This is a genomic window from Hyphomicrobium sp. ghe19, from assembly GCF_902712875.1.
In the GTDB taxonomy this organism is placed as follows: Bacteria; Pseudomonadota; Alphaproteobacteria; order Rhizobiales; family Hyphomicrobiaceae; genus Hyphomicrobium_B.
This window is the reverse complement of sequence record NZ_LR743509.1, coordinates 63,516-76,082: the sequence shown is the minus strand read 5'-3', so window position 1 is coordinate 76,082 and position 12,567 is coordinate 63,516. Positions and strand designations below refer to the sequence as shown.

General features: G+C 61.0%; 10 protein-coding genes. 6 read left to right on the top strand and 4 right to left on the bottom strand.

Annotation, left to right across the window (positions count from 1 at the left end):
* Positions 1–46 precede the first annotated feature (46 nt).
* On the top strand, positions 47–919 hold the full coding sequence (locus tag AACL53_RS00305; RefSeq protein WP_339081306.1) for an aldo/keto reductase: 873 nt from the start codon (positions 47–49) through the stop codon (positions 917–919).
* Here AACL53_RS00305 and AACL53_RS00300 read toward each other — a convergent pair.
* Together AACL53_RS00300 and AACL53_RS00295 are read right to left on the bottom strand one after the other, a co-directional pair.
* Positions 894–2,528 carry an MFS transporter gene (locus tag AACL53_RS00300; RefSeq protein ID WP_339081304.1) on the bottom strand — a complete coding sequence of 545 codons (1,635 nt, stop codon included), beginning with the start codon at positions 2,526–2,528 and terminating at the stop codon, positions 894–896. The two genes, AACL53_RS00305 and AACL53_RS00300, sit on opposite strands and share 26 nt — an antisense overlap.
* A complete protein-coding gene (locus AACL53_RS00295; RefSeq protein WP_339081302.1) occupies positions 2,525–2,767 on the bottom strand; it encodes a hypothetical protein in 243 nt (80 codons plus the stop codon). Before AACL53_RS00295 ends, AACL53_RS00300 begins: the two co-directional genes overlap by 4 nt.
* Before the next feature lie 340 nt (positions 2,768–3,107).
* Here AACL53_RS00295 and AACL53_RS00290 point away from each other — a divergent pair, with 340 nt between their 5' ends.
* The gene (locus AACL53_RS00290) at positions 3,108–4,205 is read left to right on the top strand and encodes a D-alanyl-D-alanine carboxypeptidase family protein (RefSeq protein WP_339081300.1); all 1,098 of its coding nucleotides are present in this window, start codon (positions 3,108–3,110) and stop codon (positions 4,203–4,205) included.
* Between the two features lie 22 nt (positions 4,206–4,227).
* Here AACL53_RS00290 and AACL53_RS00285 read toward each other — a convergent pair whose 3' ends face one another.
* Positions 4,228–4,566, bottom strand: a complete 339-nt coding sequence (locus AACL53_RS00285; RefSeq protein ID WP_339081298.1) for a hypothetical protein — start codon at positions 4,564–4,566, stop codon at positions 4,228–4,230.
* 173 nt (positions 4,567–4,739) lie between these two features.
* Between AACL53_RS00285 and AACL53_RS00280 the strand changes: the two genes are divergently transcribed.
* Together AACL53_RS00280 and AACL53_RS00275 are read left to right on the top strand one after the other, a co-directional pair.
* Positions 4,740–4,976, top strand: a complete 237-nt coding sequence (locus AACL53_RS00280; RefSeq protein WP_339081296.1) for a hypothetical protein — start codon at positions 4,740–4,742, stop codon at positions 4,974–4,976.
* 20 nt (positions 4,977–4,996) lie between these two features.
* Positions 4,997–6,451: a flippase gene (locus tag AACL53_RS00275; RefSeq protein ID WP_339081294.1), complete on the top strand. Its 1,455-nt coding sequence runs from the start codon at positions 4,997–4,999 to the stop codon at positions 6,449–6,451.
* A 171-nt stretch (positions 6,452–6,622) separates the two neighbouring features.
* Here AACL53_RS00275 and AACL53_RS00270 read toward each other — a convergent pair whose 3' ends face one another.
* Positions 6,623–7,342 carry a CAP domain-containing protein gene (locus AACL53_RS00270; RefSeq protein ID WP_339081292.1) on the bottom strand — a complete coding sequence of 240 codons (720 nt, stop codon included), beginning with the start codon at positions 7,340–7,342 and terminating at the stop codon, positions 6,623–6,625.
* A 317-nt stretch (positions 7,343–7,659) separates the two neighbouring features.
* Between AACL53_RS00270 and AACL53_RS00265 the strand changes: the two genes are divergently transcribed.
* Together AACL53_RS00265 and AACL53_RS00260 are read left to right on the top strand one after the other, a co-directional pair.
* Positions 7,660–8,829, top strand: a complete 1,170-nt coding sequence (locus AACL53_RS00265; protein ID WP_339081290.1) for a hypothetical protein — start codon at positions 7,660–7,662, stop codon at positions 8,827–8,829.
* A gap of 17 nt (positions 8,830–8,846) precedes the next feature.
* Positions 8,847–12,212, top strand: coding sequence for an ATP-binding protein (locus tag AACL53_RS00260; protein WP_339081288.1), 3,366 nt, complete (start codon positions 8,847–8,849; stop codon positions 12,210–12,212).
* Positions 12,213–12,567 lie beyond the last annotated feature (355 nt).

The window sequence follows — 12,567 nt, the reverse complement described above, 5'->3', positions numbered from 1 at the left end:
TTCCCTTTCGATCAAACTCGCTAGCCCCCCAGAAAGGTAGACAGCCATGTCCACAACTACCGCAATAAAAAATCATTCCGGCACGTTCGCCATCGGCGGCGACATGACGGTCAACCGTCTCGGCTTCGGTGCAATGCGCATCACAGGCAAAGGAATTTGGGGCGAACCGGACGACAAGCAAGAATCACTCCGCACGCTTCGCAGGCTCCCCGAACTCGACATCAATTTCATCGACACGGCCGATAGTTACGGACCCGAAGTCAGCGAGCTGCTGATCCGCGAAGCGCTCCATCCCTACAAAGGTCTGATCATTGCGACGAAGGCGGGTCTCGCAAGAACCGGCCCCGATGTATGGATTCCGCTAGGCCGCCCCGAATACCTTCGTCAAGAAGTGAAGATGAGCATTCGCAGACTGGGGGTTGAGCGCCTCGACCTCTGGCAATTGCATCGCATCGATCCGAAAGTTCCGCAGAACGAGCAGTTCGACGCAATCAAGTCGATGCAGGCGGAAGGTCTCATCCGTCACGTTGGACTAAGTCAGGTCAGCGTCAAGGAAATCGAAGCGGCGCAGAAGTTCTTCAAGGTCGCGAGCGTCCAGAACCTTTACAATCTCTCAGATCGCAGCAGCGAGGACGTGTTGGACTTTTGCGAGAAGCACAACATGGGCTTCATTCCATGGTTCCCGCTTGCATCCGGCGACCTTGCAAAGCCCGGCTCGCGTCTCGAAGCAATCGCGAAGAAGCACAACGCCGTTCCGAGCCAAATCGCGCTCGCATGGCTGCTGAAGCGCAGCCCGGTTATGCTACCCATCCCCGGAACGTCGAAGGTCAAACATCTCGAAGAGAACGTCGCCGGATCGAACATCAAGCTGAGCGACGCCGAATTCGCTGAGCTCAGTGAACTGTCGAAGAAGAAATAGCAAACGCTGGCGGCACCGGTGGCGAGCTCGCAAAAGAGTTCGCCATCTTTTTCATCATCGCGACGACTTCCGGATGCTCGTTGCGGTCCCAATCCTGCAGCATGTGCGCGAGGTCGGCTTCGCGTTGACGAATAAGATGCTCGTAGACCGACTGGCCTTTGTCTGTGAGTTCGATAACGCTTCCCGCCTCGCGGGCCATACCGGCGGCCTCGAGCCGGCCGAACGGACGCGGTGGCCGCACTTCCTTGGGACCGAGCATCTTGCGAAGGTCGTCCTTCTCCGCTTGGCCGCCACGTTCGCCCAGGCGCGCCAGAAGCCACAACTCATCTGGTTCGAGTTCGACACCGAGACGCGAGGCCGCCGTCTGATAGACGCGCCAGCGATTTTCCCGCGCCGTAATTCGCTCGACGATCCGCTCGAGTTCATCAAACGAGGTCGCGTCGCGCGGCATGAGCAGCGGATCGGACGAGGGCTCCCTCGTGATGCTGCTTCGGAGCGGCACTTCCTCGATAGCAAAGGACAGCAGAAACGCGGCGAGCGCCAACAGCGTCGCGGTGTGGAACACGGGATGCAACGCCGCGATGAAGAAATAGTCGTAGGCGGACTTCATCTCTCCCGAAAGCGCAGCAACGGCATCGGGGTTGGTCAACGCCGCCGAGAGCTCCGGCGCTGATGCCATGATTTCCCGCTGCAGCACGAAGGCAAAGATCGCCCCGAACATCGCAACGCCGACGCAGCCGCCGATCGACCGGAAGAGCGTGACCCCGGAAGTCGCGACACCGAGCTGTTCGAAATCCACGGCATTCTGCACAGCCATGACCAGGATCTGCATGACCATGCCGAGACCGAGCCCGAGAACGAGCATGTAGACGGACGCTGTGAACGGCGTGGTTTCGATCGTGATTCGCGACAAAAGCATGAGCGCAATCGTCATGATGCCGGTGCCCACGATCGGAAATATCTTGTAGCGCCCGATCCGCGCGATGATCTGGCCGCTCACGATAGAGCTGGTAAAAACGCCGAGCATCATGGGCGTGAGATGCCAGCCCGCACTCGTCGGATCGAGGCCTTTGACGATCTGGAAATAAAGCGGCAAGAGCGTGATCGATCCGAACAGCGCGAGCCCGACGATGAGACCGATGGAGGCCGCAATTATGAATGTTCGATTTTTGAAAAGCGATAACGGCAGCAAAGGATCAATGGCTTTCGTCTCGACATAAATGAACGAGGCAAGCGACACGACGCCAAGCAGCGAGAACGCAAACAGGCTGACGGGCGCTTCCTTGACGAGAACCGCCCCGAAGCTCGTGACGAGCACGAGCATCGACAACGCCGTCCCAAGCAGGACGGCGCCCGCATAGTCGATATAGATGTCGGACTTCTGGAGGTGCGGGCGGAACGTCCTATTGATGACGAAGAGAGCAAGGATGCCGAACGGCAAGTTGATCAGAAAGATCCAGCGCCACGAAAAGTTTTCGACGATGTAACCGCCGATCAGCGGTCCGAGCACGGTGGACAATCCGAATATCCCGCCGACGAACCCCTGGTATTTTCCCCTCTCGCGCGGCGGCACGATGTCGCCGACCACCGCAACCGAAGTGACGATCAAGCCGCCGCCGTCCCGTAAACAGGAACGACAACGGTCGTGGCCAGCAGATAGGCCGTCACGATCCAGGTGAGATGGGAAAGGCCGCCGATCTCGCGTACGATGGTCGGAAGCGCCGTCGCGACGATCGTCTGGTCGAGCGAGGCGAGCAGCAGCACGAGCGAGAGCGCGAAAAAAATCGCCATCCGGTCGCGCGTGCTGGTTTCAGGCAGAGACAGGGCTTCGGAACGGGTGTGCTGCATGATGCGGAAACGCCGAACCCGTGATTATGTGGCGTATGTATTTTGGACAGGGCACGATTTAAACCGGACATGTCAACAGGCATCCGGCGGGACGATGTCGCTATTGCTCGGCAGGGCACCAATCGGTGGAACCCAATGAGAGCAATGCGGTATTCTCTCTTGGTGACCGGGACTTGGGGTTGGGAAATCGCAAATTTCTGAACCCTGCTCATCGGGCGCTTATCCGCAGGTAGCGCCGCCGGAGCAACACAACCCATCATAAGGTCGGCGCGAAATCGGGTTCGGTTGGCCCATCTTCACGAATATGCTAGCCGAGCTTTGGCGAATACTGAGGACGTACATGCGGTCACGCGCAGCCTGCATCGTTGCAACATTGTTGATTTGGCTGACGGCAGGCACGCCGGCTTCGGCAAACCCGACGCTGCTGTTTGAACCCGCAACCGGCAAGATCCTCTATGCCGAGGATGTCGACGACATCTGGCATCCGGCCTCGCTGACGAAGCTGATGACGGCCTACGTCGCCTTCGAAGCGATCAAAGAGGGCAAAATCCATCTCGACGATAGGATCTCCTGCTCGCTGGTCGCGACGCTGCAGCCACCCAGCAAGGTCGGATTGAATGTCGGCGCCACGCTGTCGGTCGAGCAAGCCCTGCAAGCGGTGATCATCAAATCCGCCAATGACGTTACGGTCATGCTCGCCGAGGCGGTTTCCGGAAGCGAAAGCGCCTTCATTGACCGAATGAACGCAACGGCGCGACGCCTTGGCATGACGCATACGAATTTTGTCAATACGAACGGCCTGCCGGACCCGGGCCAGCTCACAAGCGCACGCGACGTCGCAAAAATCGCCCGTGCCGTGGTCACCGAATACCCGCAATATGCAAGTTACTGGGCTATGCCCGACATGCGCATCGGCAAGCGGCGCCTCGGGAGCCACAACGCCCTCCTCAGAACGTTCGCCGGGGCCGACGGCTTGAAGACCGGCTTCACATGCGATTCCGGATACAACGTCGTTGCGAGCGCCACCCGCGACGGCCGGCGCTTGATGGCAGTCGTTCTCGGTGAATCGTCCGGCAATGAACGGGCGATCCGCGCCGCGAGCCTGTTGGAGTACGGCTTCCAGAATTACGACTGGAAGCAGCTGTTCAACACGACCACCATCGATACGCTGCCGATGGACCCGAGCGCCAAAGGCATCACCACGGTGCGGGATACGGTGGCGGCATGGGGCTGCGGCGGCCACAAGCGACACACGGCGAGCGGTAAACACAAGTCGAAAAGCAAAGTCGCAACTTCAAAAGACAAAAGCGCGAAAAAGAGCGGCGAAGCCGCTGGCGACGCGCGCTCGGCATTGAAGGGGCCCGACACTGAGGGAGCGTCTTCAAATTCATCGGCCGGCGCAGCCCAGCCGCAAGCCGCCCAAGCTTCTCCTGAATAAGCCTGCCACCTAACGCCAGCTGCTAGACGATCAGGTCCAGCGGCCCTTTTTGAAAGATGCAGCCTGGCGGTTGAGCCGTGTCGGGCGGTTCCCCCTGATCGGAATCAGCCCCATCCTCGCCATTATCGTTGTCGCCGGGCGCCGGTGGCTTCACCCCGTGAGATCCGCCGTCGGACGGTGTACCGGGATTTGCGTCAGGCGTGTCCTCTTTCGGCTCCCCGTTCTGGGCAAGTTCCATTCCGGCACAACACAGGATCCGGAATGCGTCATAGTTGGCTGCACGATCGGCTGCGTGTCCGGCCGCGACGACCGGAAGGTAGACCGTCGCGAAGAACGCCGAAGCCCTCAAAATCCAAGTCATTTCACAATCGTCCTGGCTGTTCGCAGCGGAGAGGTGAGGCGCCTCGCGGCGCTACATTACCTCTGATTAACCACACGTCGGAAGACGCGTCCTGCGACTGAGCACAATATGGCGTCAAACTTGCTTTTCCGAAATCCGTCAACCTGGATTTAAGCCTTGAGTAGGACCTTACGATGGCCTTGCCGTTGCGCGCGACGCAGAACACCGACCTGGACTTTACGCCACCGCCACAAGATCTCGGCGCCATGGCCGAAGTCCTCGAAGGCAAACACGGATCATTCGCTGCGGGCATCGCCGACTTCTTCGCCCTCTATCATGGCCAGCGAGGGGACGCGGGACGGGCTTGGGCATGGACGGGGATCGCTGAACTCGTTCGTAGCCGCGAACGGGATCGCCTCGAAGGCATCTGAACGACGGGAATTCACTGCACGTGAAGAGCGCGACAGCCGAGAAGCTCTGCCCGGCCGGGGGCGTCGCGCATCAGGAAGCCGCGCCAACGTGCGTCGAGCAACCCCGCACGCCTTTCGCAATCGCGCGAGCCATCATCGCCGGCCTCCCGAAACAGACTGTCAACCTCATCGCTTCTAAGGACGAGCGCGAGCGGACCCAGCGCGACGCGATCCTTGCCTTTGCCGTCCGCGTTCTGAGCGCCGGACTACTCTACCTCACGCAAATCGTGCTCGCCCGCTGGATGGGCGGCGCGCAATACGGAATTTACGTCGCGGTCTGGACCTGGGTCTTGATACTCGGGGCGATGTCCCACCTGGGATTGAATTACGCATCGATCCGCCTTGCGCCCTCGTACCGCGAAACCGGCGACTTTGCGCATCTCCGCGGCCTGATCTGGGGCGTGCGCATGCTGGCGCTCGGTGGCGGCACCATCGTCATGCTGCTCGGAGTTCTTGGAGTCTGGCTCTTTAGCGATCGCATCGAACCGAACTTCGTTCTCCCCGTCTATCTCGCACTCGTCTGCATCCCGCTTTACGCTTTGACGGACGTGCAGGACGGCATCGGACGCGGCAACGGCTGGATGAGCACGGCGCTCGTACCGCCATACGTGCTGAGGCCGCTGCTTCTGCTCGCGAGCATGTTCGTCGCCAATTGCGCCGGACTGCCGATGAATGCTGCAACCGCGGCTGGCGGCGCAATCGTCGCGACGTGGCTCGCAGGATTGCTTCAGGCACTTTCGATAAACAAGCGCGTGCGCGCGACAATCCCGGCTGCGAAGAGCGAGACGGATTTTCGGTCGTGGCTGACGATCTCCGCGCCGCTCCTGGTCATTCTGACGGCCGAGCTGCTTCTCCAGAATACCGACATCCTCGTCGTCTCACGCTTCATGGCGCCGGCCGACGTCGGCATCTATTTTGCGGCCGGCAAGACGATGGCCCTCATCATGTTCGTCCACTATGCGGTCGGAAGCGCGGTCGCTCACAAGTTCGCGGCATTCCACGCACGTGGAGACCAGGACGGCCTGCGAACGTTCGTCCGAGATTCGGTCAATTGGACGTTCTGGCCGTCACTCGCCGGTGCGGTGATCATCCTCGCATTGGGAATGCCGCTTCTTTCGCTCTTCGGTCCGAACTTCGGCGCCGGTTACCCGGTGATGTTCGTTCTCGTCGTCGGCTTCCTGTTCCGATCGGCGATGGGTCCGGCAGAATTTCTTTTGAACATGCTGGGTGAGCAGAAGCTCTGCGCGACCGTGCTCTTCTCGGCGGCGCTGCTCAACATCGCACTCAACATCGCGTTTGTTCCGGCTTACGGCATGATTGGCGCAGCGGCCGCAACGGCACTTTCGTTGATGACGGCGGCATCGCTGAACGCGCTCGTCGTATGGCGGCGCCTCGGTATCAAAATGCCGATCTGGAACAACCTGCCGAAGTTCTGATCCCTCCGGATTCCTCTCCCTTTGACTTCGAGGGGTCTCGTCTCACGCGGATTCCCCTCCCCTTAGACGTGGAGGGGTTAGGGGTGGGGGTGGAGTGAGGTGAAAACAAAAATGGCTCCGTTTGGTCGGAGCCATTCGCAACTATCATCCTTGGCGAACTGCGCAATTCCCTTACATCGGCGAGCCGATGACCAACGTCCAGAAGGATTTGAATTCGGTCTTAGGATCTTGAACGAGCGCGATACCCATGTGCTGCGCATCGGGCGTCAAAAGGTTCTTGTTGTGGCCGGGGCTCTCTTCCCAACCCTTCAACACTTCGTTGAAATTGATTTGGCCCGTGCCGACGTTCTCGGCCGTGAGGCGTGCATGATAGCCGGCGCGCTTCACGCGGTCCCACGGATTTGAGCCATCCGAACCGTAATGGGAAATGCGGTCCCACTTCGCGAGATCGCGGGAATGAGACTTGGCGGCTTCCGTCAGCTCCGGATTGAGCTTCAACGGCTTCAGGCCATTCTTCTTGCGATAGGCATTGATGAGATCGCGCGCCATCTCTGCGTTGAGAGCGGTACGGGAATAGTCGCGATCGGAAAGCACGCCCGGAGCCGCTTTCTCGAAGGTGCCGTTGGGCGCCTTGTCGAGTGAGGCGACCTTCACCTCACGCGGTGCCGAAGGTTCGCCGCCAAGACCGACACTTTTGACCGTCGGAGCGAACGACGCGGACTGCGACGGCGACGACGCGATCGACGCGGTGGTGTCGGGATCGGTAAAGCCCGAAGAGAGGGATGTGGAGCCGAGGCTGCAACCCGCTAATGCGGTGGCGAGCCCGGCGGTGAGCGCAACGCGATACATTTTGGCTACTCCCGGCACGAAACGTGCGGCTGTGGTCAGCATTGCCGGAAATCCGTTAACTGCCCGTTAACGCTAACGAGTTGCGAATCGCGCGTGACCTCGCGCCACTGCGAACTTTCAGAGCCACACATACGCTTGACCCCTCGCGAACTCGAATCCCTGCCCCGGACCGATAATCGCCTCAATAAGGTGTCGCGATTTTGACCGAGGCACGGCGAAAGCCTGACGCGACAGCTGTCGGCGAGCATTTCGCAGACATAGAACCGTTGTGGGTCAAATGCGGGCGGCCCTTGGAAGTCAAGGATCAATCATCGAAGTTGTCGCGACAGCGCATCTGATTCGCGCGGGGGGACTTTTCGATGAGTGCAGCCATCGAACAATCAGCCATGGAAAAATCCGAGCGGACACCCGCGGCCGGATCTTCGAGCCGTCTCGGTGTCCGTGATCTACTGCTGCTTCGCATCGCCGTGGGCGGAGCGACGCGCGCCGATCTTCAACGCGACGTCGCGCCGTTGCTGGCCCCGCGGATCTCCGGCACGGAGTTTCGCCAGGCCGCCGAGCTGGCGCTGAGCACGCTCGCCGGGTCACAGCTGACCACGGAAGCGAAAGGGCGCCTGACGGCAAGCGCCAAGGGCCTGAAGGCCGCCGAGGTCATACTGTCCCCAGCGCGCGCCTTTCCTGAAACCTGGGCCGACGTCAAAACCGCCCTCGTTCTCGCCGCACTCGGAGCGAGTGACACACCGTCCGTCAGAAAAGCGATCCAGCGGGCCGAAGGCCTCGCCGCGCTCGCGTTGCAGCATCACTTCGGAAAGTCGACAGCGCGCGTCCACTCGCCCGCCGATCTGAGGGCCGAACTCGCAATCGTCGCCCTCGAGCGCGCCTTCGGCAATAAAATAAAGACCGGCCTCGGCAAGGGAGCGGGCCTGCCGGCCAAACCGGGCAGGCTCCTCGCCGGTCAGCTATTCAAGCAGCCGCGCGAAATCGCGAGCGACGGCAAGCTGATCATCCAGCTTGCATGCGAAATCGCCGGTTGCCGCGAGCCGTCCCTGGCCGCGCTCGAACTTGCACTGCTGCGGGCGCTCATGGTGCCCAAGGACGAGGCGGCCCGAAACGAGAGCCATCCGCGCGCCGAGCCGCCGCGGCGTGCGACGCGTGCGCCCACCCCGAAGCCTGCAAACGATCGCACACCCCTTGCAGAGACCCAGCCAGCGCCTTATCGAGTTGCGTCTCCTCCCGACATGCCCGAATTCTGTCGCGCTGTTGTCGATGCGGCACGACCGGTGGCCGAGGGCTGGCCAGGCAACCGGAAGGCGTTTATCTCTTTGGTATGGAAGGCGATTCGCAACACCCGTCCGGACTGGGGCCTATCCGAGATTGCATTCAAGGGAATGCTCGCGGAAGCCCATCGTTCAGGCCAGATCGAACTCGCGACCGCTGATCTCAAAGACGGCCGCGACCTCAAATCGCTCGAGGACTCGAAGATCCTCTATAAGAACACTGTCTGGCACTTTGTGCGCGTTCAAGATTGAAGGCATTCCGGTACGCAATGGGTGTTGAAGGCGCTTCCCTCAAGCCGACGTTTGCTCCTTCGCTCGCGCCTGACCGGCTGAGCGAAGCGTTCGAGCATTCCATTACCTGGGAAGATGATCTCTGGCGCGCCGACCCCGTCGACGTGCCGGAAATCCACGCCAAGGCACGCCGGAAGTTCAACGATCTCCTCACGACCGTCACATCCGGACGCGGCTATCACGTGCAGGATCGCATCCTTCTGTTCCACGGTCAGTCGGGCGCCGGAAAAACCCATCTTCTGCGGGCTTTGCGCACCGATAGCCATCGCAGTGGCCAGAGCTATTTCGGCTACGCGCAGATGACGCCGGACGTGCAGAACTATGCCGACTTCTATCTGCGCCGTCTCGTGCACTCGCTGGAAAAGCCATACGACCCGGATCGTTTCGGCGAATCCGCGCTGTCGCGTCTGACGAACCGCATGGTCCTCGATTCCGAGGTCATCTCATCGCAAGATCTCGAGATGCTTCGCGACGCGACGCTCGACGACAAGCAGCTCGCACATTTCATTCTCCGGCTCGCCGATCAGATCGTCGCCTGCGACAAGTTCCAGACGCGCGAGCTCGACATCAACATCGTGCGCGCGCTCCTTTACCTGCAGCGCCGCGATCCGCGCATCGATCAGCGTGTCAGGCAGTATCTCAACGGCCGCCAGCTGACGGCGATCGCGCACGAGGCTGTCAGTGCGCTCGATCCAAACGACGGTGAAGATCGCGCTTTCGAAATCATCGCCGCACTCGGCGCGCTCATCTGGACCGTCGATCGCGCCGCGCTGGTCTTCTGCATCGATCAGGTCGAAGACCTGCGCTTCTTCGACAATGCCGAGGACCGCTTCCAGCGCGCCGTCCGCGATCTCATTCAGATCGCCAACCGGCTGACTAACGCGATCATCATCATCTCGTGCCTCGAAGACTTCTATGGTCAGGTGCGCAGCCTCGTCGCTCAGTCCTATATCGACCGCATCGAGAAATCGGGCCCCGTTCTCTTGCGCGAAAGCCGCACGCCGGAAGAAGCGCGCCTCATCATCTCGAAGCGGTTAGCCCATCATTCGGAAATCAACGGCGGCGGCCTGAGCTTCCCTGACGCCTCGCAATTTTTCGGACCCCAGTTCTTCGAAGAATTCGGCGGCCTCTCAACGCGCCGCCTCTTGGAGCATGCTCAGTCGCGCCTTCGCGAGGCGACGTCGACCGAAGGCGATGAGCGCGATCCTGAGCCCGAGAGACCATCATTCATCTCGACGCTCGCTCAGGCGCTTGGCCAGGCGGTCGGCTTCGGCAATCCCGACGACGACGCGCCGTCTTCGCTTTCAGCCGTGCAGTTCCGCGAGATGTGGGAACGCTTCGCCAACGAAAGCGAAGCCGAAATGCCGGCCGACGATCAGGAACTGGTCGACGTCCTGTCTGCCGCGCTTCTGCTCGCGCGGGACGAATGGGGCCGTTCAATCGAAGTGACCGTAAAGCGGCTCGAACTCGGCGACGACCTCCCGGCGTTCGATCTGACTGTTCGCCATCGCACCGGCTTCGCCAACGACGTTCGCGTGTTCCTCTGCAATCGCCCGACTCAGGGCGGCGGACTGAAACGCCAGCTCGACAAGGTGTTGACCGCGATGCAGGGCAAGCCCTGCTTCATGCTCCGCGCCAGCGACTTCCCGCCGAACAAGAAGAACCAGACCGCGCAGGCATTCCGCAAGTTCCGCGACGGCGGCGGCCGCCAGCTCCTCGTGCCGATCCCCGAGTGGGAACGCATGATGACCGTTCGCGAGTTTACAGCCCATCACCGCAACGACGCGGGCATGACGCAATGGCTCGAAGGCACGAAGCCGCTGTCGAGCCTCATCTCGGTCATTCACCTCTTGCGCCTCGATCTGCTCGGGCGTCCGGTTCCGCGCCTCGTCGCCAAGAGCATGGACGATCCGCAGTCTACGCTCGACGGTTTCGACGCCGTCTCCGCCAACGCGACACCTGTCGGCGAAACGGCTGAAGGCGACAACGGCATCCCGGCAAATGACGACGACCTGCCGATGTCCGTCATTCTTGACGAGGACGGCAGTTACGGCGCCAGCATTCTGGCGGGCGGCGAAAAGGGCAACCGCGGCCGCGCCGTTACGTTGAACAAAAGCGTGCTGAAGCGCCACGCGGCGTTCCTCGGCGGCTCGGGCTCCGGTAAAACCACCCTCGCGTTGTCGCTCATCGAGCAGCTGCTCTTGCGCGGTGTTCCGGCCGTCCTGATCGACCGTAAGGGCGATCTCGCGAGCTATGCGAACCCCGACGTCTGGCGCTCGGACGAGAACGAGTCGGCCGATCGCCGTTCAGAACGCGAAAAGCTCGCCGACGCCATCGACGTCGCCGTCTATACGCCGGGCCGCGCTTCGGGCCGTCCGATCTCCATCACGCTGCTGCCGAACGGCATCAACGAACTGCCCGACCACGAGCAGCAGCTGCTCGCCAATCTGTCGGCCGCCGCGCTCGGCGATATGCTTCACCTGAAGAACTCGGCGACGCACCAGAAGCAATCCGGCGTTCTCGCCGTCGCGTTGCGCATCCTGGGCTCGCTCTCGACGAACGAAGTGACGCTCGCCGACCTGATCCATCTTCTCGAGGACGAGCACCCCGAGCTTACCGATCAGACGCAGCGCATGGACCCGTCAGGTAAGCTTCGCCGTGATCTTGTCGCGCAGCTCGACTCGCTCCGCCTGCGCAACGCCGCGCTCTTCGAAGGTGGCGGCGAAAGCCTCCGCATGGACAGCCTGCTCGGTCTCGGCAAGTATCAAAGGCCGAACCGCACGCGCCTGTCGGTCATTTACACGGGCTTCCTCGGCGACAACGAGAACATATTGTTCTGGGTCTCGCAGTTCCTGTCGGAGGCGCTCCGCTTCTGTCAGCGCAACCCGAACGACGAACTGCAGGCCGTCGTCATGTTCGACGAAGCCGACCTCTATATTCCTGCGAACTCGAAACCCGCGACCGCCGAGCCGCTGCAGAGCTTGCTGAAACGCGCCCGTTCGGCCGGCCTCGGCATGATGCTCGCGACCCAGTCGCCGGGCGACCTCGATTACAAGAGCCGCGATCAGATCACGAGCTGGTTCATCGGCCGCGTCCGCGAAGATACGGCACTGCGAAAGCTCAGAGCCGCTTTCCAGTCCGAGTCCGGCCTCGACCCGACGGTCGCGCTTCCGGGCCAAACGGTCGGCGAGTTCCATCTCGTGCAGGAAGGTCTCGTAAGGCCGATGAAGGCGCAGCGTTCATTGATCGCTGCCGAGCAGGTCCCCTTCGACCGGATCGAGCAATTGGCTGCTGAAACGAGAGGCACAGACGAGAGGCAGCTTCGCCTTTTCGATCTCCGGTAATGTTCAATTCGCGTTTCAAACCACGACATAATCCGTGATGATGCGGTGCCAGCAGTTGCGGCACCGGACGCAGCTCATGAATTATTCTGAACGCCCAAGTATATGAAATATATAAGCTTTTTATAATTTTTCAGCCCAGGCCGAAAGTCGTTCTTTCGGCAGTTGCCACAATGCTTTTTGTGTGATCCCGTTTCTACGATGGGGCGGTCAAACGCCTTGCAACCCCTGTCAAGTTTTTTTGCAACGCTGTATTCTTCAAGCACGCCGGGCTTGAGGGGTTTTGACCGGCTGCGCTGATTGGGGGCGGCTCCATTTAGCGGAATGAGGTGTCCAGACCGAGGGGGCAAACCGGTCG